The organism is Dietzia massiliensis, from assembly GCF_018390595.1.
GTDB lineage: Bacteria > Actinomycetota > Actinomycetes > Mycobacteriales > Mycobacteriaceae > Dietzia > Dietzia massiliensis.
The window spans coordinates 1-23,057 of sequence record NZ_JAHBAV010000051.1; the positions used below are offsets into that span (position 1 = coordinate 1).

Below are 23,057 nucleotides of genomic sequence, written 5' to 3' on the forward strand. Positions count from 1 at the left end.
CGGGCGCGGCCCGTGGGGAGCCCGGGGGCGGGGGGCGGGGGGGGGTGGGGCGGATCGGGGCGGCGCGCGGGGGGGGGGGGTGCGGCGGAGGCGCGCGGCGGGGGGGGGGGGGGCGGCGGGTCAGCCGCGGAGGGGGCCCGCCGCGAGCACGAACATCATCACGGCGATCGCCCCGTCGAGCACACGCCACGCCCCCGGCTTGGCGAACAGCCCGCGGAGCGCCTTGCCGCCGAAGCCGATGAGCGAGAACCACACGGTACCGGCGAGGAACGCCCCGGCGGCGAACACCCACCGCAGGTCTCCGCCCTGCTGGTTGGCGAGCGTGCCGAGGAAGACCACGCAGTCGAGATAGGCGTGCGGGTTGAGCCAGGTGAACGCCGCGCACGCCGCCACCGCCCCCATCGTCGACGGAACTCGGCCGCTGCCGTCGGCCCGCAGCCCCTCGCCCGGGCGGATCGCGCGGACCGCCGCGAACGTCCCGTAGGCCACGAGGAACGCCACTCCGATCCACGTCATCACCGTCAGCGCACCCGGCGCCGTCTCGATGAGCGCGCCCACCCCGGCCACCCCGAGCAGGATGAGCGCTGCCTCGGAGAGCACGCAGAACACGACGATCGGCACCATCGACACGTCGCCGCGGATCGAGCGCTGCAGCACATACGCGTTCTGCGCGCCGACGGCGGCGATGAGTCCGAGTCCGATACCTGCGCCCATGAAGAGTGTGGAAGTGGTGGTCACACCCTCAATCTAGGCACGCGTCCATTAGTAGTGCGACTACAGTTTCTGCACTAGCATCAGCTGTACTTATGAACGCTCTCCAGCTGGACCAGCTCCGCACGCTCGTCGCCGTCGTCGATCTCGGCTCGTTCGAGGCCGCCGCCGCGCACCTGCACGTCACCCAGTCCGCGGTGTCCCAGCGGATCCGCGCCCTCGAGGAATCCGCCGGTCGCATCCTCGTGCGCCGCGAACGCCCCATCACCGCCACCGAGTCCGGCGAGACCGTCCTGCGCACGGCCCGGCAGATGCTGCACCTCGAGGAATCGCTGGCCGGGGAGCTCGACGATCTCGGCTCCGGGCAGGACCCGGTCGTCCTGGCCGTGGCGTGCAACTCCGACTCCCTCTCCACCTGGTTCCTCGACGCCATGACCGAGGTCCACGACGGCGGCCGCGTCGTGTTCGACATCCGCCGCGAAGACGAGTCCCTGTCCAGTGAGCTCCTGCGCCGCGGCGAGGTGATGGCCGCGGTGACCAGCCAGTCGCGCCCGGTCCAGGGCTGCCGCGCACTCCCGCTGGGGTCGATGCGGTACCTCGCCTGCGCCAGCCCGGGGTTCGTGGCCCGGCACCTGCGGGAGGGCACGACGACCGCCGCGCTCGGGCGGGCCCCCATCGTGGACTTCGACCGCAGCGACGGCCACCAGAACCACCACTACCGCCGGCTGGCCCGACGCGAGCCGACCGGGCCCCGGCACTTCATCCCCAGCTCGCACGACCACGTCCGCGCGATCGTCGCCGGGCTGGGCTGGGGCCTCATCCCTGAACAACTGGCCACGCCGTGGCTGGTCTCCGGGGAGATCGTCGAGGTCTCCCCGGATCGCCCACTCGACGTACCCCTGTACTGGCAGCACTGGAAACTCCAGTCCCCCGATCTCGACGCCCTCACCGCCGCCGTACTCGGCACCGCCCGCACCGAACTGCGGATATGAGCCCCCACCCGGCGTCTGGGATCATGGGGCGCGTGACTACCGCCGACCAGCCGTCCGGCCCCACACTCGTGGTGGGCCTGGCCAACCCCGGACCCGACTACGAGGGCACCCGCCACAACATCGGCTGGGACGTCCTGCAGGAACTCGCCTCCCGGGCGCTGCCCATGCCGGCGAGCTTCTCCACCCACAAGAAGACCAACTGCGAGATCGCCCAGACGCGCCTCGCCGACACGCCCGTCGTGCTGGCCCGCCCCCGCAGCTACATGAACCTCTCCGGCGGCCCGGTCGCGGCGGTGGCCAAGTACTTCTCCGTGGCCCCCACCGACGTGATCGTCATCCACGACGAGATCGACATCGACTTCGGCCAGGTCCGACTCAAGCGGGGCGGCGGCGAGGGCGGCCACAACGGCCTGCGCTCGGTGTCCAGCTCGCTCGGCACCCGCGACTACATCCGGGTCCGCGCCGGGGTGGGCCGCCCACCGGGCCGGATGGCGGTGGCCGACTTCGTCCTCAAGCGCTTCTCCAAGCTCGAGCAGCCCGACGTGCCGTTCCTCGTCCAGGACGCCGCCGACGCCGTCGAACTGCTCCTCAAACACGGACTGGACACCGCCCAGAACCAGGTCCACTCGGCGTGAGCCGGATCCGGCGGTTCGAGCGCGAGGCCCACCTGGGCTCCGGGGCCGCCCTCTTCGACCGCGCCGGCGACCAACTCATGGACTGGCAGATGCATCGCCGCGCCGGCCTCGTCGTCGTCGCCGACGGACCCGCCACCCCTGGCCGGACGGTGACACTCCGGCCCCGCACGGGCCCCGCGGCGTGGCTCCGACTCACCGCACCGTGCGAGGTCACCGAGGTCACCGACCGGCCCGACGCGCGCGGCTTCACCTACCGCGCCCTGCCCGGTCATCCCGAACGCGGATGGGAGCGCTTCCTCGTGCGGCGCGACCCCGCCACCGACGCCGTGTCGCTGACCATCGCCGCCGAATCCGCGCACGCCACCCTGCTCGTCAGGCTCGGCGCACCCGTGGCCCGGGCAGAGCAGGACCGGCTCACGTGCCGCTACCTGGCGGCGCTGCGTCCGGACGATCACAGGTCGTAGAGCTCGCGCAGCCGATCGAGCAGCGCCACGAGCGTGCCCTCCCTCAGCGCCTCGGCCATCCCACCCCCCTCGAAGCGCTCGGACCGGGCCACCCACGTGATGAGCGCCCGCGTCAGCTCCTCGTCCGCCGTCTCCGCCAGCCCCGCGAGGTCGGTCAGCCCGCCGTGTGACAGGCCCCGCCGCGCGAGCTCCTCGAGGTGCCCGTGCCGCGTGAGAACTCCCCCGTCGAACGCCGCCATCACCGCCCGGGCGTCGTCCTCGACACCCGGATAGCGCAGCAGCGACCGGTGCGCCGCCCACGCGCCACCGGGCCGACCGGCCTCGCGGAGACCGCGCAGACGCTCGACCACGGGAAGCAACCGGCGGAGCGCCCCCCTGCGCTCCTCCCACTGCCCTCGGCCCCCCTGGCCTGTCGGATAGTGACTGTCGTCCTCCCCCATCTCCCCATCCCCCTTCGGCTCGTCCCTGATCTCTGTCCCGCGCACCGTAGCGGCCGGGTCCGACACTCTCCGACTACGGCACCTGCCTAAATAATCGGGCTCTTAGCCGTTCGCCGTTACCGGACCGCGCCCGCGCCTCGAGATGTGAACGGCGACAACAGTACTCATCCGACCCCCGTGCCCCGGGACGCGCCCCCGAAGGGCCGCGCGTGTCGGTGGAGCCGCACCGCCGTCGCGCTGCGCGCCACGTCTGACCTCGCCTTTCACGAGACCGACCGGGCGCGGGGGTGACGTGGGCGGATTCGGTGCGCGAACGAGGGCGGACGTACCCTGGATGACGACGACGAGGGCCGTCGACTGCTGTGAGGAGTACGCGTGACCGAGACCGCCGAGGACACCGGAACGGGCGGGCACGCCTCGGGTGCGGACACCGCCGGGGACGTCGCGTCCGAGGTCGCGCGCCGCAGGACGTTCGCCGTGATCGCCCATCCGGACGCCGGTAAGTCGACGCTGACGGAGGCGCTCGCGCTGCACGCCCGGGTGATCACCGAGGCGGGCGCCGTGCACGGCAAGTCCGGTCGCCGATCCACGGTCTCGGACTGGATGGAGATGGAGAAGGCCCGCGGCATCTCCGTCAGCTCCACCGCATTGCAGTTCACGTACGCCCCCGAGGGGTCGGACGCCGACGAGCCGTACGTCATCAACCTGGTCGACACCCCGGGCCACGCCGACTTCTCCGAGGACACCTACCGCGTCCTCACGGCCGTCGACGCGGCGGTCATGCTCATCGACGCCGCCAAGGGCCTCGAGCCGCAGACGCTCAAGCTGTTCCAGGTGTGCAAGCACAACGGTCTGCCGATCATCACGGTGATCAACAAGTGGGACCGCCCCGGCCGCGCGCCGCTCGAGCTGCTCGACGAGATCACCGAGCAGATCGGCCTCGTCCCCACGCCCCTCTACATGCCGGTCGGCATCGCGGGCGACTACCGCGGCCTGCTGCGGCGCGGTGAGGACGGCGCCCCCGAGGAATACGTGCACTTCACCCGCACCGCCGGCGGTTCGACGATCGCGCCCGAGGAGCACTACGACCCGGACACCGCCGCCGAGCGCGAGGGCGACGTGTGGGAGACCGCGGTCGAGGAGTCCGAGCTACTGTCCGCGATGGGGCAGGACCACGACCAGGAGCTGTACCTCGCCGGCGAGACCAGCCCGGTGATCTTCGCGTCCGCGATGCTCAACTTCGGCGTGCACCAGATCCTCGACGCGCTGGTCGAGCTGGCGCCGCCGCCGCGGGCGTGGCCCACCGTCTCCGGTGAGCCGCGGCAGACCACCGACCCGTTCTCGGCCGTGGTGTTCAAGGTGCAGGCCGGCATGGACGCCGCGCACCGCGACCGCCTGGCCTTCATGCGCGTGGTCTCCGGCGAGTTCGAGCGCGGCATGGTGGTCCAGCACGCGCAGACGGGCAAGCCGTTCACCACCAAGTACGCGCTCACCGTGTTCGGCCGCGACCGGTCCACCGTCGAAACCGCCTACCCCGGCGACGTCGTGGGCCTGGTCAACGCCACCGCCCTGGCGCCCGGCGACACCCTCTACACGGGCAAGAAAGTGCAGTTCCCGCCCATCCCGCAGTTCGCGCCCGAGCACTTCGCGGTGGTGCGTGCGCAGTCGCTGGGCAAGTACAAGCAGTTCCGCAAGGCGATCGACCAGCTCGCCGCCGAGGGCGTCGTGCAGATCCTGCGCAACGACACGCGCGGCGACGCGAACCCGGTGATGGCCGCGGTCGGCCCGATGCAGTTCGAGGTGGTCACCGCCCGCATGAAGGCGGAGTTCAACGTCGAAGTGCTGGTGGACAACCTGCCGTACACGATCGCGCGCCGTACCGACGCCGACTCCGCGGATGAGTTGGGCCGCCAGCGCGGGGTCGAGGTGTTCGAGCGCACCGACGGCGAGCTGCTGGCCCTGTTCGGCGACAAGTGGCGCCTGCAGTACATCACCAAGGAGATGGAGCACCTCACCATCGAGCCGCTCGTCGCCGACACCAACTAGCCCCGGACCAGCGGCCTCCCGCCCCCGCGCGGGCGGGGCGCGGTTGGCGCGCAGCCGCGGACCGCGGGCAAGCTGGACCCATGCCTAGTGACTCCCGCGTCTCCCTCCGCGTCTTCGTCGAACCCCAGCAGGGTGCGACGTACGCCGACCAGCTCGCCGTCGCCCGCGCCGCCGAGGACCTCGGCTACGAGGCGTTCTTCCGCTCCGACCACTACCTCAAGATGGGCGACGTCAGCGGCCTGCCCGGCCCCACCGACGCCTGGCTCACCCTCGCGGGCCTGGCCCGGGAGACGTCCTCCATCCGGCTCGGCACGCTGCTGACCTCGGTGACGTTCCGCCACCTCGGCCCCCTGGCCATCTCCATGGCCCAGGTCGACGAGATGTCCGGCGGCCGGCTCGACGTGGGCCTCGGCGCCGGGTGGTACGAGGACGAACACACCGCATACGGCATCCCCTTCCCGCCGCTCGGCGAGCGGTTCGACCTGCTCGAGGACACCCTCGGCGCCCTCGAGCAGCTGTGGTCCGCGCCCGCCGGCGACACCCTCACGGTCCGGGGCAAGCGCATCGATCTCCTCGACTCCCCCGGCCTGCCCAAGCCCGTGCAGTCGCCGCCGCCCGTGATCGTCGGCGGCCACGGCAAGAAGCGCACCCCCGCGCTGGCCGCACGGTTCGCCGACGAGTTCAACGTGCCCTTCGCCGACGTCGACACCGTCGCGACCCAGTACCGACGCGTCGACGAGGCCTGCGCCGAACGCGGCCGCGCCCCCGAGGAGATCATCCGCTCGGCAGCACTCGTCCTGTGTTGCGGACGCGACGAGGCCGAGATCGCCCGCCGAGCCGACGCCATCGGCCGCGAGGTCGACGAACTGCGCACCAACGGCGCGGCCGGCACCCCGGCAGAGGTCGTCGAGAAGATCGGCCGCTACTCGGAGATCGGCGCCCGCCGCATCTACCTGCAGGTGCTCGACATGTCCGACCTCGACCACCTCGACCTCGTCGCCTCGGAGGTCGCCAGCCAGCTCTGATCGGGTGGCCGGCCGCGGGACGGCCGCGCCGGCGGCCCGCGAACGCAGTCCGCCGGCAGTCGAAAAGCCCTCGTCAGGCAGGGCGGCAGGGCTAGTGTCGGGCCATGACGGCGCAGTCAGATCCCTCGGCACGACCCGCCCATCCCGGCCGGCGAACGACGGGGGCGCCGGCGGCTCTCGTCGTCGTCCTCGTCGTCGCCCTCGCCACCGCCGTCACCACCTCCCTCGGTGCGGGGATCTCCGGCGGCGCACAGGCCCGCGCCGCCACGCCGGACGGCGCACCGCCCATCCGCGGCATGGTCGACGCCCACGCGCACATCACCGCCTCCCAGGCCTTCGGCGGCGGCCTGCGGTGCGGCGAGCCGTTCGCGCCGGGCGGCATCGCCGAGGCCCTGGCCGACTGCCCGACGCACTCCGGCACCGGCCACTTCGCCCTGCTCGAATCCGTGCTCGGCGGCACCGACCTGCCCGGCGGCAACCAGGGGTCCCCGACGTTCGCGCAGTGGCCGTCCCACGACTCCCAACTCCACGAACAGGCCCACTACAGCGGTATAGAACGTGCGTGGCGCGGCGGTCTCCGTGTGCTCAACAACCACCTCGTCGCCAACCGGGTGCTGTGCGAGGCGCTCGTCGGGCTCGGCGTCCCCGCCCGCACCGCGTGCGACGAGATGGCGCAACTGCGCCACCAGGTCGACTACCTGAACCGCATGGAGGCGCACATCGACGCCGAGCACGGCGGGCCCGGGCGGGGCTGGTTCCGGATCGCGCGCTCCCCCGAAGACGTCCGGGCGATCGCCGCCGAGGGCAAGCTCGCCGTGACGCTCGGCGTGGAGGCCTCCGAACCGTTCGGGTGCCGGGTCGTGGACGACGCGCCGATGTGCACTCCCGAGGACATCGACCGCGGCCTCGACGAGTTCGCCTCGTGGGGAGTGTCGACGGTGTTCCCCGTGCACAAGTTCGACAACGCCCTCGGCGGGGCCCGCATGGACGAGGAGCTCGCGGGACTCGCGGTGAACGTCGGCAACAAGCTCGGCACCCAGCGGTTCTGGGAGACCGAGCCGTGCGCCGGCCCCGACGCCGACCACGCCCAGCCGCTGGCCAGCACCCCCGTGGCCGACGGGCTGGCGGCCGCCTCCTCCGGCGCGCCCGCCGGCGCGGCCCTGCCCGTCTACCCCGAACAGCCGCTGTGCAACGTGCGCGGGCTGACGGCGCTGGGCGAGCACGCGATCCGCGGGATGATGGCGCGCGGCATGGTCATCAACATCGACCACATGGGCGTCAAGACCGCCCACCGCGCGCTCGACATGGCCGCCGAGGCTGGATACACCGGCCTCGTCGTGGACCACGCCTGGGCCACGCAGGGCAACACGCGGCGCGTGCACGAGCAGGGCGGGTTCGTCGCCGCGTTCGCCTGGCCCGCCGACGCCACCGAGAACTTCGAGGTGGGTTTCCTCGAGCAGTGGCGCACCAACACGGCGGGCGCGATCCGGCCCTTCGACGGGTACGGGTGGGGCTCGGACGTCAACGGCCTCGCGGCGCTGGCCGAACCCCGCCCGAGCGCCGCGACCGACCCGCTCGTCTACCCGTTCACCGCGCCCAGCGGCGAGGTGATGGACCGCTGGCGGTTCGGCGACCGCGTCTACGACCTCAACGTCGACGGCGTGGCCCAATACGGCCTGTACGCCGACTGGGCCGCGGACGTGCTCCACCGCGCCGGGCCCGACCGCGCCGAACTGGAGCGCCAGCTCATGGGCGGCGCCGAGGCGTGGACGGCCAACTGGGAGCGGGCCCGCCTCAGTAGCAGCCGGTGATCACGGCCATCGCGTAGGGGACGTGGACCGCGGCGGCAAGCATCGCCAGCGAGGTGAGGCAGAACGCCGTGGCCACCGCCGCCGCCACGCCCCTCGACCCGCTGACCGGCTGGACCAGATGCCGGATGCGGTCCGGCCCCAGGGCGTGCAACGCCCCCGTGAGTTCCTCGCCGCTGTGATCACGGTGTCGGCCGTACCGACCGAGCGTCAGCAGTGCGCCGGCCAACGCGGTCGTACCGGCGGTCCGACGCGCGGCGTCGTCCGCCGCGATCTCCAGATAGTGCCCGAGGGCGTCCTCCACGGCGGCGAACAGCGGCACCCACCGCAGCCCGGTGGTGAGCGTGGACACCAGAGCCGACACCGCGTGATGCCGCTGCCGCAGGTGGGCGGCCTCGTGCGCGAGCACCGCCCCCAGCTCTTCGTCCGAGAGCAGCTCGACGGCGGCGGTCGAGACCATGATGCCGCCGTGCCGCCGGGGAAGCGCGAGCGCGAACGGGTGCGCGTCGTCGATCAGTCGGACCGCGTGGCCGTGGAGCCGCGCGGGTTCTCCCTGGTCGCGGTAGAGGGCGGCCGTGCGCAGCGTGGTGCTCCGGCGGCGCCGCGCCTCGAGCGCCACCCTGACGGCGTGGGCCACGGAGACCGCGACCGGGACGACGAGCAGCAGGGCCACCGGCACGGCGGTATCGATGCGATCCAGGCCGAACGGGTCGGCGGCGGCCAGGCACCGGCTGCACACGGCCGCCGCGTCCGCGGGCAGCAGGTCCGGGCCGGTGACCACCCAGGCGAGCAACGGACCCACCGACAACGCGGCGAGAGTCCAGAACACGACGGCGGAGCTGAGCAACGCCACCGCCACGCGCGGCATCCGCATGAGCACCGGCGCGGCACTGCGGAGGACGCGGGGCCCGGCGACGGCGGGCAGCAGCAGACCCGCGAGCACGAGCGTGACCAGGACGTAGACGGCCGTCACGGCGCGTCGCTCCCGTCACGCTGGCGCAGATAGTCACGGAGGAGGTCGAGGTCCGAGTCCGGGATGCTCTGTGCGAAGTGCAGGATCGACGCCGCGCGGTCGCGACTGCTCCCGAGCGCGTGCGACATGAGCGTGGCCACGTGCTCCTCACGAGTGGTGCAGGCCCCGTATACGGTCGCCCGGCCGTCCTTGCTCGTCGTCACAAGGCCCTTGCGCTGGAGGTTGGTCAACACCGTGGCGATGGTCGTGTAGGCGGGTTCGCCCGCGAGCCGATCGATCAGGCCTCGGACGGTGGACGGCCCGTGGTCCCACAGCAGGTCCATCACCCGGGTCTCCAGCGCGCCCAGGCGCGGCGCGTCCTGCCGGGCACTACGCCGCGCGCTCATCCCACCGCCCCGGCCACGCGGACCCGCGGAAGCGGGCAGGCGACCCGGCCCCGCAGCCGCACGACCAGCGCGACGGCGGTGAGGACCAGCGCGATGACGGCCAACACGGGCTGCACCGGCGCGAACCACGTGAGCGCACCGGAGTAGCCCAGCGCCAGGAGCGCGAACTTGTTGCACACCGGGCAGCCCACCGCGAACCAGGCCAGGAAGGCGCCGACCATGCCGACGCGACTCGTCCGGCGGTCCTCGGCGCCGTCCACCCCGCCCGGGGCGGGCGACTCCGAGCCGGACGCACCCCCGGATTCGGGCCTGCCGTCCCGGACATAGGTCGCGAAGAGCAACCCGGAGAACACCGAGGTGAGGATCCAGACCGGGTAGTTCCACCAGACCGGTGGGATCTCGCGGACGAAGAAGGAATTGGGGATGAGGACGGTGGCCAGGCCCAGCAGGCCCCCGAACAGGACGGTCGCCACCGCGGCGGCGCCCCACTGCCGGGGCGAGAGGGTCCGCAGCCCCTGGGCCGCCAGGTCCACGGATTGTCGGACCGACGCGAGGGTCCACGAGATGCGCTGCATGGTCCCCGATCATGCCACAACCGACTATCCGACATAGTCAACTAACCCCGACAGTCGACTATGTGTCATAGTCGATCCGGTTACCGGCCCCCGCGACGAGAAGGACTCCCCTGTGACAACCGACCCAGCGACCTCCCGCCACACCCTTGAGGGGAAGTACCGGCGCTCGAGAATCCTCAACGGCGTCCTCGGGGCGGTGGTCGCGTTCCTCGCGGTCGTTGTCGTGGCCCAGATGCTGCCCGGGCAGTCCCCGACGTCGGGGGCCCCCGCCGCGGCCGAGACGGCCTCCGCCTCCGGCGACACCGCCGGACCCGACGCACAGGCCGGTGGGGACATGGACTTCGTCCGGCGCGACGCCGACGACCCCAAGGCCATCGGCGCGGTCGACGCCCCGGTGGTCCTGACCGAGTGGATCGACCTCCGGTGTCCGTTCTGCGCCTCCTTCAGCCGCGACACGCTCCCGACCCTCATCGACGAGTACGTCGACACCGGCAGGGGCCGCATCGAATTCACCGACGTCGCCTACTTCGGCGAGCAGTCCGAGGACGCCCAGATCGCGGCGCAGGCCGCCGCGAACCAGGACAAGTACGTCGACTACATCACCGCCGTCTTCGACGCGGCCCCCGACAGCGGCCATCCCGACCTCACCCGCGACGTTCTCATCGACTTCGCCGAGCAGGTCGACATGCCGGACATGGACGCGTTCCGCGCCGACCTGGACGACCCGGGCGTGCGTGCGCAGGCGGAGAACGAGACCCGGACCGCACAGCAGCTGGGTGTCACCGCCGTCCCGTTCTTCGTCGCCGGCCAGATCGCCATGTCGGGCGCACAGCCCCTGGACAACTTCCGGGCCTACCTGGACGACGCGCTCGCCGCGGTGGAGTGAGCCGTGGACATCGGACTACTCGGAGCGTTCCTCGGCGGCGTCCTGACCCTGCTCAGCCCGTGCTCGGCGATGCTGCTGCCCGCGTTCTTCTCCTACGCCTTCGCCGCCCCGCGGGAGCTCCTCGCCCGCACCGGCGTCTTCTACCTGGGCCTGGCCACCACGCTCGTCCCCCTCGGCGTCCTCGCCGGGACGCTCGGGGCCTTCGTCAACGAGCACCGGTTCACCTTCGTCACCGTGGCCTCCGTCCTCGTGATCGTGCTCGGCCTCCTCATGCTGCTCAACGTCCCCGTGCCGTTCCTGCGCCGGGGGACCAACACCGAGGGCACCTCGATGACGGCCGTCTACGCCCTCGGCACGGTCTACGGGCTCGCCGGCGTCTGCGCGGGCCCGCTGCTCGGCGCCGTCCTCACCGTGGCCGCCGTCTCCGGCACGCCACTGTCCGGCGGGATCATCGTCCTGGTCTTCGCCGCCGGGATGGCGCTGCCACTGTTCGTCCTCTCGCTCCTGTGGGGACGCTTCCCCGCCGTCCGGAACCTCGTCCGGCCGCGCGAAGTGAAGATCGGACGCTGGAGCAACACCTGGACCGGCCTCATCGGTGGCGCTCTCACCGTCGCGGTGGGCATCCTCCTGCTGGTGACCGCCGGCACCACCGAGCTGACCGGTCTCCTCGGCGCGAGCACCCAGGCCGAACTCGAGGGGAGCGTCCTCGGCTGGGCGAATCGAATCCCCGATCTCGTCGTCGTCCTCATCGTCCTCGCGGTCGCACTGGCCGGATGGCTGGTCGCCCGGACCCGCCGCGCGCGCCCGTCCCCCGGCCCCGACCTGCCCTTCCCCACGGTGACCGTGCCGTCGACGATCAGCCCGACTCGCGGTGAGAAGCGGTGAGCGGCGACGTCACCCTGATCCTCGCCCAGTCGATCGGTGAGACGTTCCAACAGACCGCCGCGTCCGGACCGATCCTGCTCGCGCTCGGCGCGTGCGTCCTCGCCGGCCTCGTGTCCTTCGCGTCCCCGTGCGTCGTGCCGCTCGTACCCGGCTACCTCGCCTACCTGGCCGGGGTCGTGGGCGCGGAGCGACCCGCCACCACCGTCGCCGCCGCGGAGAGACGCCGCGCCGAGGCCGGCACCCTCACCCTCGAGGCCAGGCGCCAGCAGCGGTCCAGCAGGCGACGCGTCGTGGCGGCCTCCCTGCTGTTCGTCGGCGGCTTCACCACCGTCTTCGTCCTGCTCTCGGCCATGGTCCTCGGCACGGTGCAGTACATCGCCCCGCAGCAGGAACTGCTGCAGCGGCTCGGCGGGGTCATCACGATCCTCATGGGGCTCGTGTTCATCGGCGCGGTGCCGGTGCTCCAGCGGGACACGCGCCTGCAGCCGAAGGCCTTGTCCACCTGGCTCGGCGCCCCGCTGCTCGGCGGCGTGTTCGCACTCGGGTGGACGCCGTGCCTGGGTCCGACGCTGGCGGCCGCGCTCTCCGTCGCCGCCGGCACCGGCCTCGACGCCACGCGCGGCGTGCTGCTCATCGTGGCGTACTGCTTCGGGCTCGGGCTGCCGTTCGTGTTGGTGGCGTTCGGATCGACCCGGGCGCTGCGCACCGTGGGGTGGCTGCGCCGGCACACGCGCGCCATCCAGATCTTCGGCGGCGTCATGCTCATCGTCGTCGGCCTCCTGCTGGTCAGCGGCGCGTGGGCGCTGTTCATCGGCTGGCTCCGCGACTTCGCGATCAGCGACACCACCCTCCCCATCTGACGAGGAGGTCCCATGTCAACAACCCCGAGCCCCCCGAGGTCGTCCCGGCTGCCCGTGGGGACCATTCCCGGCGTCCTCGTGCTGGGCGTCCTGGTCCTGCTCGTCGCGGCGATGTGGCGCACGTCGTTCGGCGGCGAGAGCGCGACGGCCGCAGGGCAGGACAGTGAGCAGGTCCAGCAGCAGCCCGACTACTCCCACGCCGAGCGGCGTGACCCCGCGGACCCGTTCGCGCTCGGACCCGTCGACGCGCCGGTCGGACTGGTGGTGTTCTCGGACTACCAGTGCCCGTTCTGCGCGCAGTGGAGCCACGACACGCTGCCCTCGATGGTCGACCGGGCCGAGATCGGGGACCTGCGCATCGAGTGGCGCGACGTCAACGTCTACGGCCCCGACTCGAGGCGGGCGGCGATGGCCTCCTTCGCCGCCGCCGCCCAGGACCGCTTCTGGGACTACCACGACGCCCTGTTCGCCGACGGCCGGATCCGCTCCGGCGGCGAGCTCTCCCGGGAGGGCCTCGTGGCGTTGGCCGGCGGCCTCGGACTAGACACCGACCGGTTCGCCGCCGACATGGCCTCGCCCGCCGCCGAGGAGGAGATCGCGCGCAACGAGCAACTGGGGATCGACCACGGGGCCATGGCGACCCCCGTGTTCCTGCTCGGCGGCAAGCCGCTGGTCGGCGCGCAGCCCCCGGAGGTCTTCCTCGAGGCGTACCAGTCGGCCCTCGACGCGAGCGGCGGGTGACGGCGTGGACGTCGGCCTGCTCAGCGCGTTCGTCGGCGGGATCCTCGCGTTGCTCAGCCCGTGCGGGGCGCTCCTGCTGCCCGCCTTCTTCGCCTCGACCGTCGGCTCGGTGCCACGACTGTGGCTGCACGGGGCGGTCTTCTACGCCGGACTGCTGGTCATCCTGGTCCCCCTGGGCGTCGGGGCGGGTGCGGTGGGCAGCGTGTTCGTCTCGCATCGGGAGACCGTCATCATCGCCGCGTCGGTGCTGCTCATCGCGCTCGGCCTGGCCCAGGCGCTCGGATTCGGATTCGACGCAGCGCGGATACTGCCCGGGGCGGCCGCCCTCCGGAGCCGGGCGGCCGCGCGCGCGGGCCTGGTCAAGACCGCACTTCTCGGCGCGGCCAGTGGCGTGGCCGGATTCTGCGCGGGCCCCATCCTCGGGGCGGTCCTGACCCTGGCCGCCGCGCAGGGTGACGTCGTCACCGCCGGCACCCTCCTCGCGATCTACGGGGCCGGCATGGTCGTCCCGTTGCTGGTCCTCGCCGCCCTGTGGCACCGGATCGGTACTCGCACCCGCACGTTCCTGCGCGGCCGCACGGTCACCGTGTTCGGGCGTGACCTCCACAGCACGAGCGTGATCACCGGGCTGCTCATCGCGGCGATCGGGGTGCTGTTCTGGGCGACCAACGGGTTCATCGCGATGCCCGAGCTCCTCCCCACCGACGCCCAGGCTTGGATCCAGCACCGCAGCGCGGCCCTGGCGAACCCGGTCGTGGACGGCGCGGTGATCCTCGCCGTCGCGGTGCTGGCATTCGTGCTCTGGCGACGCGCCCGCTCGCGGTCCCGCGCGCGGGCCGATCGGAGGCCCGCATCCGCGACCGCGCGCCCGCACGATCCGCCGCCGTCGGAGGGCTAATCTGAGGGGGTGCTCACGGATTCGGTTCCGCCCCGCCCGCGCCGAGGCGCCCCCTCGCGCCGGGCCCCGCGCCCCTCGCGGCGCCCGCTGATGGTCGCGGCCCTCGGCGCCGCCCTCACGCTGTCCGCCTCCGCGTGCGGGACCCCCCTCCCGGACCCCGTGCCCGGCCAGAGCCCGGCGGCGTACTCCGGGCTCGAGGTCTCGGAGGACCGCATCGAGTACGCGATCGGCAAGGTCACCGACATCGTCGAGGAGGAGCTCGAGGCCTCCGGCGTGCCGGGCGCCGCGGTAGCGGTCGTCCACGGCGGTGAGGTCGCGTTGGCCGAGGGCTTCGGCGTGCGCAGCACCGAGACCGGGGAGGAGGTCGACGCGCGGACCGTGTTCCCGCTGGCCTCGATCTCCAAGTCGGTCAGCGCGACGGTCGTGGCCGCCGAGAGCGCCGCGGGCGAGGTCGGCTGGGACACCCCCGTCCGCGAGCACCTGCCGTGGTTCGCGCTCTCCGACCCCCGGGTCACCGAGGACGTCACGGTGGGCGACATGTTCGCGCACCGCTCGGGGCTGCCCGAGCACGCGGGCGACGACCTCGAGGACCTCGGCTATGAGCGGCCCGCGATCCTGCACGGCCTGCGCCACCTGCCGCTCGAGCCGTTCCGGACGTCGTACGCGTACACCAACTTCGGGCTCACCGCGGGGGCCGAGTCCGTCGCCGCGGCGGCGGGCACCCCGTGGGCCGAGCTGGGCCGCGAGCGTCTCTTCGATCCCCTCGGCATGTCGGACACCTCGTTCAGTTACGAGGAGCTGCTCGACCGCGGCAACCGCGCCGTGGGTCATGTGCGCGCGCCGGCCGCCGAGTCGGGCGAGTCGTCCGGCGAGTGGATCCCGGCGGACCCCGCGCGTGACCCCGACGCCCAGGCCCCGGCGGGGGGCCTGAGCTCGTCGGTGACGGACATGGCGCGGTGGATGTCCATGGTCCTTGACGACGGCAAGGGCCCCGGTGGCGCACAGGTGGTCCCCTCCGAGGCACTCAGGGAGGCTCTGACCCCGCAGTCCGTGTCCGCGCCCCCGCAGGCCGCGGCGGACCGCACCGGGAGCTATGGCTACGGCTTCAACATCGGCACGAGTTCTTCGGGCCGCGTCCAGTGGAGCCACTCGGGGGCGTTCGCGCTCGGCGCGGGCACGGCGATGCTCATGATGCCGTCCCTGGACCTGGGCATCATCACCCTGACCAACGCCGCGCCGACGGGGGTGGCGGAGACGATCAACGCCCGGTTCGCCGACTACGCGCAGTACGGTGACCCGGCGCTGGAGTGGCGCGAGTTCTACACCGAGCAGTTCGGCCCGCTGCTGGACCCCGTGGGCGATCTGGTGTCGACGCGCCAGCCGTCCGCGCCGGCACCGCCCCGGCCCGCCGAGGAGCTGCTGGGCTTCTACCGGAATGACTACTTCGGGGAGATCGAGGTCCGACGCGTCGCGCAGGACGCGGACGGCGGGGTCGACGGGGCCGACGGGGCCGCGGATGGTTCGGGCGCCGACATCGGGGCATCCGGCCCCGAGCTCGCGCTCGCCGTGGGACCGGGCCCGCTGGTCTGGCCGCTCGAGCACTGGGACGGGGACACGTTCGCCGTGAGCCCGGTCGGCGAGAACTGGCCGCGCGGATCCCGGGGCAGCGTGACCTTCGAGGGCGACACCGTCACGGTGGAGCTGCTCGACGCCAACGGGCTGGGCACCTTCACGCGCGTCGACGCCGACGGACCCGCCGACTAGCGACCCGACGGCCGCCGAGCTCGACGCGCACCACGGGCTTCCGCCGCGCCCGCGTGCTTCCCGCCGCGCACCCCGGCCCGCGTGCCGCGTTGATCGGCCCCCACGCGCGCACCAGGGCCAGGACCCGAACGCTCACCCGCGCGCCTACGCACAGCCCCACGGCGAGAGGTCACACCCGCCCACGTTTTCCCAGGCGGCGGGCCGCCCAGGCCGGCATCTGCGACCACTCGCCGAAGCAGGCGGCGTCGGGGCGGGCGGGAGGTAGGCAGCGGAGACCGGCGACGAGGCCCGATGAGCGAACGGTAGCGGCGACGCAGCACCCGCTCCGGGCCGGGTCCGCGTGCGCGCCTGCGCGCCAGCCCTCCGCCCGACAGCGAGCGGTCACACCCGCCCACGTCTTCCCAGGTGGTGCGCCACCCAGGGCGGCATATGCGACCACTCGCCGAAGCAGGCGGGCGGGCGGCAGGGCGCGGGCGGCGCTGGACGAGGCCCGGTCAGCGGGCGGCGGCGTCCAGCCTCTCCGCGCGGCGCCTCCCCCGCCGGCCGTCCGCGTCCGGTGTCGTGAGGAACGTCGAGAACCACCCCATCCGCGGGTCCGCGTCCACGAGGAACGCCTTGACCATCAGCGTGAGCGGGACCGCGAGGATCGCACCGAGCGGCCCGGCGACCGCCGACCAGAACACCAACGACAGGAACGTCACGGTGGGTGTGAGCCCGACGGCGTCGCCGGTGAACTTGGGCTGGATGAAGCTCTGCATGACGAGGTTGATGGCGCTGTAGATCACCACCACCCAGATCGCATCGCCCGGCCCGCCGGTGAGCAGCGCGAATAGCGCCGGTGGGACGAGGCCCAGAACGAAGCCGATGTTGGGGATGTAGTTGGTGACAAAGGCGAGCACGCCCCACACCAGGGCGAGCGGTACCCCGAGGATCCACAGGGCGACCGCGTCCATCACCGCGACGATGAGCCCGAAGACGGTCGAGACGATCCAGTACGACTTCACCCCGTCGGTGAACGAGCCCAGGGCGTCGGCCAACCGGGGCCGCTGGCGGGCGATCGCCGGCCGGCGGCGGAAGATGCCGGGGATGTCGAACACGAGAAAGGTCAGCGCGATGATCAGCACGGTGAGCTGACCGCCGGCCGCGGACAGTTGGCCGGCGACGTTCTGGACCGTGCCGATGATGGTCCCCGGGTCGAGGACGCCCTGCAGGCTCGACGCGACCTGGTCCTGGCTCACGCCGAACCCGCCGAGCAGCTCGAGGCTCTGCTCGTACAGGTCGACGAACTTGTCCTGGTACTGCGGGATCTCCTCCGCGGCGACCCACAACGCCCACACGAGCGAGCCGATCAGGGTGAGGAGCACGACGTACAGGACGAGCAGGACGATGATCATCCCACCCCAGCGCGGCACGCCCGTCCGTTCGAGGAGCCGCTGCAGGGGTTGCGCCGCGATCACCAGGTTCAGCGCCAGGAAGGCCGGCATGAGGATGCTCGAGTGTTCTGAGATCCCCCAGAGGACCACGATCGCGGCGGCGACCGACACGACGGTCACGCCTGCGATCCCCCAGCCCTTGGGCTCCTCGTGAGGTGCTGACGTCGCGGGGCCGTCACCGGTCGTGGTCATGGTCCTCCTCGTGGGCGGCGCCCAGCGCGCCGGACGCCGCCCAGAGTAGCCGGGTCAGCTCCCGGCCAGCGCCGCCCGGATCCCGTCGACGTCCACCGCGTCGAGATCCGCGGGATCCCAGGTGGGGTTGCGGTCCTTGTCGATCACCACGGCGCGCACACCCTCGACGAAGTCCGGGCGGGCGGTGATCCACGCGCCCAGCGCCAGCTCGTTGTCGAGGCACTCCCGCAGGTCCGCGGCCTCGGCGCCGGCACGCAGCAGCTCGATGGTCGCCACGATCGACGTGGGGCAGTGCGAGCGCAGCATGCCGAGCGTCTCCGTGGCCCACTCGTCCTGCTCACCGGACTCCAGTGCCGCGATCATCTCCTGCGCGGTCCCGCGGGAGAAGACGTCCTCGATCCGCTCGATCCGCGCCTCGACAGCCGACTCCCCCGCTGCGGAGCGCTCGAGACCGAACCTCCGGAGCGCCTCCGGCAGACCGTTCGCACCGATGGCGTCGACGAAGGCGTTGCGCTCGTCGTCGTCGATCAGGTCCGTCGCCAGACCGGTGTAGAGGGCGTCGGCGGAGTTCATCCGCACGCCCGTCGTGCCCAGGTAGATCGCCACCGCCAGGCCGCGCGCGCCGCCGCCGCACAGGCGCGGCAGGAAGTGGCTCGCGCCGACGTCGGGGATGAAGCCGATCGCCGTCTCCGGCATGGCCATCATGACCTTCTTGGTGACCACGCGGTGCGAGCCGTTGATCGAGATGCCCAGGCCGCCGCCCATCGCCACGCCGTGGATGACGGCCACCGTCGGCACGCGGTGCGTGTGGTACGCCAGATCCATCTCGTACTCCTCCGAGAAGAACTCCCGGTTGGCGGCGTGATCCCCCGACGCCGCCGCGTCCCGCAGCGCACGGATGTCACCGCCCGCGCAGAACGCCTTCTCGGACGTGCTGGTGGTGACCACGGCCTCCACACCCGAGTCCTGCGCTGCCTCGTCGAGTGCCGTATGCAGCGCCCTACACATGGGCAGATCCAGCGAGTTCAGGGCCTTGGGGCGGTCCAGGACGATGTGCTGCATCCGGCCTTCGCGCCGGGAGATGACGTATTCACTCATGGCCCCAGTGTGTCAGGCCGCGCGCCGGCCGACCCGCAGATACTAGGAACTCCTACCTCGATGCCCCCCCCCACGCCCCGGCGACCTCACCGCTTCAGCAGCCGCGCGGCCACGTCGGGGACGTACTTGAACTCCTCGCGCGGCGGGCGCTCGTAGCCTGAGCCCTCCGGCCTCTCGGGGATCTCCAGCTCCGGCGGCTCGAGTTGCTCCCACGGCACCGTGGACAGCAGGTGCGAGATGACGTTGATCCGCGACCGCTTCTTGTCCTCAGACTCGACGGTGAACCACGGGGCCTCGGGGATGTCGGTGTGGATGAACATCTCGTCCTTCGCCCGACTGTAATCTTCCCACCGCGTGATGGACTCGAGGTCCATCGGCGAGAGCTTCCAGCGGCGCATCGGGTCGGAGTGCCGCGAGCGGAAGCGGCGCTCCTGTTCCTCGTCGGACACCGAGAACCAGTATTTGCGGAGCATGATCCCGTCCTCGACCAGCAGCCGCTCGAAGATCGGGGCCTGGTGGAGGAACCGGCGGTACTCGTCGGTCGTGCAGAAGCCCATCACCCGCTCGACGCCGGCCCGGTTGTACCAGGACCGGTCGAAGATCACGATCTCCCCGGCCGCCGGCATGTGCTCGATGTAGCGCTGGAAGTACCACTGGGTCCGCTGCACCTCCGTCGGTGCGGGCAACGCCACCACCCGGGCGTGCCGGGGGTTGAGGTACTGGGTGATGCGCTTGATCGCCGAGCCCTTGCCCGCGGCGTCGCGGCCCTCGAACACGACCACCAGCCGGTTGCCGGTCTCGCGCAGCCACGCCTGCATCTCGACCAGCTCGGCCTGCAGCCGCTTCAGCTCGGACTCGTAGGCCTTCTTCGGTAGCTTCTCCAGCCCGCTCGGCAGCCGGTCCTTCTTCTTGGCGCCGCCTTTGCCCGACGACTTCTTGTCACTCATGGGCGCGATCCTACGGAACCGTGGCCACCCGGCCGCCCGATTCACCGAGTCGGTCGACGCCGAGAGGTCCCTCGACCGAATCGTGCGACGCGACGTCGACTTTGTCTTCTAAGGTAAGAAGATGCGGTCCCGTGACTCGATCCTCGAGGCCGCCCGAGAAGTGATCGGGCGGGCCGGCTTCGGCGGCGTCACGATCGCGGCGGTCGCCAAGCAGGCGAACGTCAGCCGCCAGACCATCTACTCCATCTTCGGCTCCCGCGAGGAACTCGTCTCCCAGGCCGTCACCGAGCGGCTCACGATGCTGACCGGCGCCTTCGCGGACCTGCTGGAGAACTCCGACTCGCCCCTCGAGCTGATAGTGGGCATCGCGGTGGAGGGCCGCAACCGCATCCTCGGTGACCCCCTGCTGCGGGTGCTCGCGCTGGGCGGCGGCGCCAACCCGATGTTCGACCCGGGCGCGGCCGCCCGCACGCACGAGTACTGCATGGCGCTCCTCGCCCCCGCCGCCGAGCGCTTCCCCGAGCTGGCCGGGAGGCTGGGTTTCGTCACCGATGTCGGCATCCACGTCGGATGGTCGGTCCTGTGTCTCGACTCGCCCGCCGCCCGTTCCGACGACGACCTGCGCGCCTTCCTCACCACCTGGCTCGCGCCGCTGATGCAGACGTTCACGAAGGCGAGGTCGGACGGTGCGGGCTGGGACGGTGCCAGCCGGGACGGTGCGGCGTGGGGCGCCGGGCCGGGCGGAGCGGGGTCGGGCGAGGCGTGACCGCCGTGCTGGTCCTGTGGGACCTCGACCTCACCCTGCTCGATCCGGCCGGCTTCGGTTCCCGCATGATCACGCCGACCCTCGCCGACTTCCTGGGTCGCGAGCCCGTACTCGGCGCGTCGTTCGCCGGGCGGACCGACCGCGCGATCCTCACCGACCTGCTCGAGTTGAACGGGATGAGCGGGCACGACGACGAGGTGGTCACCGCCCTGATGGACGCCGTGGCCCGGCGGTGCGAGACCTTCTCCGGCGATCTCCTGGCCGGTGGGGGCGGTCCCCTGCCCGGAGCCCATGAGGCGGTCGCCGCACTGGCCGCGGACCCGCGGCTGCACCAGGGGATCGTCACGGGCAACATGCGCCGGACCGCACTGCTCAAGCTGCGGCTCTGCGGGTTCAACGGGCTGCCCGACCCCGACCTCGGCGCGTTCGGTGATCACCACGCCGACCGCGCCCACCTCGTGCGCGAGGCGATCGCCGCGGCCGCCGATCGCGGGCTCGACGTGTCGCCGGCACGCGCGGTGGTCGTGGGCGATCACGTCCACGACGTCCGGGGCGCACTAGACGCGGGAGCCGGCTGCGTGGCGGTCGCGACCGGTCGGGTGACCGCGGACGACCTCGCCGCCGCCGGGGCCCACACCGTCCTGCCGGATCTCACCGACACCGACGCCCTCCTGGAGGCGATCCACTCCGCCGCCGGCTGACCCCTGCTCGAATCCGCCGCCGTTCACCGGCCCCTCGCCGCGCGTCGAGCGTTATGTAGCCCGCCGACCATTGCGCCGCCCGCCCCAAGCTTTGTCGGCACCATTGCGAGAATCGACCGGCTACTTCGCAGTGGTGCCACCAAACCTCGGGGGCAGGGCACCGTTCAGCTCGCTCCAGGGGGCTTACCGGAATCGCTGCCTCGCGGCTCACTCACCCCTCGCGCGGCGGCAGATGTCAGACCACCCCTCTGTGCTCTTCACGTCTGCCGCGATTGCCGCATGAGAGCCGCCCGGACCTGCCTGAGAAGCATCGGAGGGTGGCGCATCATCTGGGCGGTGACCCGAAGCGGCACCCATCCGAGTTCGAGAAGTTCTGCGTTCGCCCACGCGTCGAACTCCCAGGCGGATTTCTCGCGGTGGAGTTCACTGTCGTAGAAGATCGCGACCTTCTGCCCCTCGTACGCCAGGTCGGCTGTCGCGATCTTCTCCCCGTACTCGTTGTAGATCACCACTTGCGGGGTCGGCGCCGGCAGGCCGCCGCGTACGAGCATCAAACGGAGTCTGGTCTCCGGCGGCGAGTCCGCCCGCCTGTCACAGAACGGGAGGAGATCGCGCACGCGCTGGACCCCGTGCAGCCCTTTCATGTGCTCTGCCGCTGCTGCCACGGCGTCCACGTCGATCCCAGCCCTGTTGCAGATCGCGTCGATCTTGGCGATCGCGATGTCGTCGTCGCACTCCCAGCGCGCCACGTCCACCGCGGTCCGTGCGGCAGAGGTGACCCGGATTCCGCCGACGGTGACCACGTGCTCCGTCGGCAGTTCCCGGGTCAGTCTGCGGATGCGCACGCCGGTCGTCGCGCGCGGTGTCCCCGCCGAGTACACGTCGATCGACCGACTCACCGCTTCCCGCGCATACCAGCGCTCGCGATGGAACAACGCCGCACCGAGCCCGCCGATCACCGATTCCGCGGGCGCCCATAGGAACGCCCCGGCCACCAGTGTTCGAGCCCGCAGAGGAACCGCGGCATCGATATACACGTCGGGAAAGAGTCGACGCTGGGTCGTCCGCAGTTGATAGGGAGTCAGCCGACCCGACGAGACGGCGTCGCTGCCGAGGAACGGATCTCCGGTTCGAGGTGCTGGCACGTGCTCATAGTCGACCCGCTCGGCCCGTCCTGACCCGGCTGCGAGCGCTGCTGTGGACAGAGACGACGACCATCCACATGCCCGAGGCGCGGAATGTTCGCCCGCGCACCCGCATGCTCACCTCCCCGGCCGTCGTCCCCGGCCCGCGTCCCACCACTAACCCGATTTTGGTGTAGCTACTGCGAAATCCCGGCCCTGATTTCGCAGTAGCTACACCAAAGTTGGCGGACGGCGGGCGGGCTCAGCCCTCCAGCTGCTCACCCAGCTCCATCCACCGCTCCTCGAGCGCATCCTTCTCCGCAGAGACGTCCTTCAGCTCACGATCGAGCGCCGCCAGCTTCTCGGTGTCCATGGCGCCCTCGGACACCGCCGCCATCTCGCGGTGGAGCTCGGCCTCGCGGAAGTCGAGCTTGCCCATCTGGCGCTCGATCTTGGACATCTCCTTGGTCAGCGCGCGCTCCTCGGCGGAGCTCAACCCCGAGCCCGCGCCGACCGCACCGCCCGCGCTAGCCGAGCCGCCCGAGCCGGCCGCCGAACCGGAGCCGGAACCCGCCGCGCCACCGGAATCGCCCGAGCCCGCGCCGCCCGCGCTTGCCGCCGAGCCCGCGCCGCCGGCACCGGTCGCCGAGCCGGAGCCACCGCCGGAGCCCGACGCCGAACCTGCCGCCGAGCCCACGAGACATCTC

Annotated in this window: 24 protein-coding genes; 14 read left to right on the top strand and 10 right to left on the bottom strand. The window is 72.1% G+C overall.

Annotation, left to right across the window (positions count from 1 at the left end):
- Nucleotides 1–120 precede the first annotated feature (120 nt).
- Entirely contained in the window at nucleotides 121–738 is a 618-nt protein-coding gene (locus KHA85_RS13080) for a LysE/ArgO family amino acid transporter (RefSeq protein ID WP_213186117.1), read from the bottom strand.
- Between the two features lie 68 nt (nucleotides 739–806).
- Between KHA85_RS13080 and KHA85_RS13085 the strand changes: the two genes are divergently transcribed.
- Genes KHA85_RS13085 through KHA85_RS13095 form a run of 3 tightly spaced genes read left to right on the top strand, consistent with a single transcriptional unit; the run spans nucleotide 807 to nucleotide 2,802 of the window.
- The gene (locus KHA85_RS13085) at nucleotides 807–1,703 is read left to right on the top strand and encodes a LysR family transcriptional regulator ArgP (RefSeq protein ID WP_213186118.1); all 897 of its coding nucleotides are present in this window, start codon (nucleotides 807–809) and stop codon (nucleotides 1,701–1,703) included.
- Nucleotides 1,704–1,726: 23 nt separating this feature from the next.
- The gene (gene pth, locus KHA85_RS13090; protein ID WP_213186119.1) at nucleotides 1,727–2,338 is read left to right on the top strand and encodes an aminoacyl-tRNA hydrolase; all 612 of its coding nucleotides are present in this window, start codon (nucleotides 1,727–1,729) and stop codon (nucleotides 2,336–2,338) included.
- On the top strand, nucleotides 2,335–2,802 hold the full coding sequence (locus KHA85_RS13095) for a DUF1990 domain-containing protein (RefSeq protein WP_213186120.1): 468 nt from the start codon (nucleotides 2,335–2,337) through the stop codon (nucleotides 2,800–2,802). The genes pth and KHA85_RS13095 overlap by 4 nt, the downstream gene beginning before the upstream one ends.
- Here KHA85_RS13095 and KHA85_RS13100 read toward each other — a convergent pair.
- Nucleotides 2,790–3,152, bottom strand: coding sequence for a DUF6508 domain-containing protein (locus KHA85_RS13100; protein ID WP_213186121.1), 363 nt, complete (start codon nucleotides 3,150–3,152; stop codon nucleotides 2,790–2,792). The two genes, KHA85_RS13095 and KHA85_RS13100, sit on opposite strands and share 13 nt — an antisense overlap.
- Before the next feature lie 465 nt (nucleotides 3,153–3,617).
- On the opposite strand from KHA85_RS13100, the gene KHA85_RS13105 reads away from it, so the two are divergent.
- The 3 genes from KHA85_RS13105 to KHA85_RS13115 all read left to right on the top strand — a co-directional run bounded on the left by KHA85_RS13105 (nucleotide 3,618) and on the right by KHA85_RS13115 (nucleotide 8,124).
- Nucleotides 3,618–5,288, top strand: coding sequence for a peptide chain release factor 3 (locus KHA85_RS13105; protein ID WP_213186122.1), 1,671 nt, complete (start codon nucleotides 3,618–3,620; stop codon nucleotides 5,286–5,288).
- A gap of 80 nt (nucleotides 5,289–5,368) precedes the next feature.
- The gene (locus tag KHA85_RS13110) at nucleotides 5,369–6,313 is read left to right on the top strand and encodes an LLM class F420-dependent oxidoreductase (RefSeq protein WP_213186123.1); all 945 of its coding nucleotides are present in this window, start codon (nucleotides 5,369–5,371) and stop codon (nucleotides 6,311–6,313) included.
- A 104-nt stretch (nucleotides 6,314–6,417) separates the two neighbouring features.
- A complete protein-coding gene (locus tag KHA85_RS13115) occupies nucleotides 6,418–8,124 on the top strand; it encodes an amidohydrolase family protein (protein WP_236885662.1) in 1,707 nt (568 codons plus the stop codon).
- On the opposite strand, the gene KHA85_RS13120 is transcribed toward KHA85_RS13115, so the two are convergent.
- Genes KHA85_RS13120 through KHA85_RS13130 form a run of 3 tightly spaced genes read right to left on the bottom strand, consistent with a single transcriptional unit; the run spans nucleotide 8,108 to nucleotide 10,055 of the window.
- A complete protein-coding gene (locus tag KHA85_RS13120) occupies nucleotides 8,108–9,094 on the bottom strand; it encodes a M56 family metallopeptidase (protein ID WP_213186124.1) in 987 nt (328 codons plus the stop codon). The two genes, KHA85_RS13115 and KHA85_RS13120, sit on opposite strands and share 17 nt — an antisense overlap.
- Nucleotides 9,091–9,480 (bottom strand): BlaI/MecI/CopY family transcriptional regulator, encoded by a 390-nt coding sequence (locus tag KHA85_RS13125; protein ID WP_213186125.1) that lies wholly within the window; start codon nucleotides 9,478–9,480, stop codon nucleotides 9,091–9,093. The genes KHA85_RS13120 and KHA85_RS13125 overlap by 4 nt, the downstream gene beginning before the upstream one ends.
- Nucleotides 9,477–10,055, bottom strand: coding sequence for a hypothetical protein (locus tag KHA85_RS13130; RefSeq protein ID WP_213186126.1), 579 nt, complete (start codon nucleotides 10,053–10,055; stop codon nucleotides 9,477–9,479). The genes KHA85_RS13125 and KHA85_RS13130 overlap by 4 nt, the downstream gene beginning before the upstream one ends.
- A 112-nt stretch (nucleotides 10,056–10,167) precedes the next feature.
- Between KHA85_RS13130 and KHA85_RS13135 the strand changes: the two genes are divergently transcribed.
- The 6 genes from KHA85_RS13135 (at nucleotide 10,168) to KHA85_RS13160 (ending at nucleotide 16,089) form a co-directional block, all read left to right on the top strand.
- Entirely contained in the window at nucleotides 10,168–10,941 is a 774-nt protein-coding gene (locus KHA85_RS13135; RefSeq protein ID WP_213186127.1) for a DsbA family protein, read from the top strand.
- A gap of 3 nt (nucleotides 10,942–10,944) precedes the next feature.
- Nucleotides 10,945–11,826 carry a cytochrome c biogenesis CcdA family protein gene (locus tag KHA85_RS13140; protein ID WP_213186128.1) on the top strand — a complete coding sequence of 294 codons (882 nt, stop codon included), beginning with the start codon at nucleotides 10,945–10,947 and terminating at the stop codon, nucleotides 11,824–11,826.
- Nucleotides 11,823–12,686: a cytochrome c biogenesis CcdA family protein gene (locus KHA85_RS13145; protein ID WP_213186129.1), complete on the top strand. Its 864-nt coding sequence runs from the start codon at nucleotides 11,823–11,825 to the stop codon at nucleotides 12,684–12,686. Before KHA85_RS13140 ends, KHA85_RS13145 begins: the two co-directional genes overlap by 4 nt.
- A gap of 12 nt (nucleotides 12,687–12,698) precedes the next feature.
- Nucleotides 12,699–13,427: a DsbA family protein gene (locus KHA85_RS13150; RefSeq protein ID WP_236885663.1), complete on the top strand. Its 729-nt coding sequence runs from the start codon at nucleotides 12,699–12,701 to the stop codon at nucleotides 13,425–13,427.
- 4 nt (nucleotides 13,428–13,431) lie between these two features.
- Complete coding sequence (locus KHA85_RS13155) at nucleotides 13,432–14,325, top strand: cytochrome c biogenesis CcdA family protein (protein ID WP_213186130.1); 894 nt, start codon at nucleotides 13,432–13,434, stop codon at nucleotides 14,323–14,325.
- A gap of 90 nt (nucleotides 14,326–14,415) precedes the next feature.
- Nucleotides 14,416–16,089, top strand: a complete 1,674-nt coding sequence (locus KHA85_RS13160) for a serine hydrolase domain-containing protein (RefSeq protein WP_213186131.1) — start codon at nucleotides 14,416–14,418, stop codon at nucleotides 16,087–16,089.
- Between the two features lie 494 nt (nucleotides 16,090–16,583).
- Here the strand turns inward: KHA85_RS13160 and KHA85_RS13165 are convergent, their stop codons facing one another.
- From KHA85_RS13165 to ppk2, 3 genes are all read right to left on the bottom strand, one after another.
- Nucleotides 16,584–17,714, bottom strand: a complete 1,131-nt coding sequence (locus KHA85_RS13165) for an AI-2E family transporter (RefSeq protein ID WP_213186132.1) — start codon at nucleotides 17,712–17,714, stop codon at nucleotides 16,584–16,586.
- A gap of 54 nt (nucleotides 17,715–17,768) precedes the next feature.
- Nucleotides 17,769–18,812, bottom strand: coding sequence for an enoyl-CoA hydratase/isomerase family protein (locus KHA85_RS13170; RefSeq protein ID WP_213186133.1), 1,044 nt, complete (start codon nucleotides 18,810–18,812; stop codon nucleotides 17,769–17,771).
- 86 nt (nucleotides 18,813–18,898) lie between these two features.
- Entirely contained in the window at nucleotides 18,899–19,759 is an 861-nt protein-coding gene (ppk2, locus tag KHA85_RS13175; RefSeq protein WP_213186134.1) for a polyphosphate kinase 2, read from the bottom strand.
- 121 nt (nucleotides 19,760–19,880) lie between these two features.
- Between ppk2 and KHA85_RS13180 the strand changes: the two genes are divergently transcribed.
- The gene (locus KHA85_RS13180) at nucleotides 19,881–20,525 is read left to right on the top strand and encodes a TetR/AcrR family transcriptional regulator (protein WP_213186135.1); all 645 of its coding nucleotides are present in this window, start codon (nucleotides 19,881–19,883) and stop codon (nucleotides 20,523–20,525) included.
- On the top strand, nucleotides 20,522–21,226 hold the full coding sequence (locus KHA85_RS13185) for an HAD hydrolase-like protein (protein ID WP_213186136.1): 705 nt from the start codon (nucleotides 20,522–20,524) through the stop codon (nucleotides 21,224–21,226). Before KHA85_RS13180 ends, KHA85_RS13185 begins: the two co-directional genes overlap by 4 nt.
- A 257-nt stretch (nucleotides 21,227–21,483) precedes the next feature.
- Here KHA85_RS13185 and KHA85_RS13190 read toward each other — a convergent pair whose 3' ends face one another.
- Together KHA85_RS13190 and KHA85_RS13195 are read right to left on the bottom strand one after the other, a co-directional pair.
- Nucleotides 21,484–22,263: an endonuclease domain-containing protein gene (locus KHA85_RS13190; protein WP_131886509.1), complete on the bottom strand. Its 780-nt coding sequence runs from the start codon at nucleotides 22,261–22,263 to the stop codon at nucleotides 21,484–21,486.
- 349 nt (nucleotides 22,264–22,612) lie between these two features.
- Nucleotides 22,613–23,057 (bottom strand): ABC transporter C-terminal domain-containing protein (locus tag KHA85_RS13195; RefSeq protein WP_236885664.1); only part of this gene is annotated, 445 nt, incomplete at its 5' end.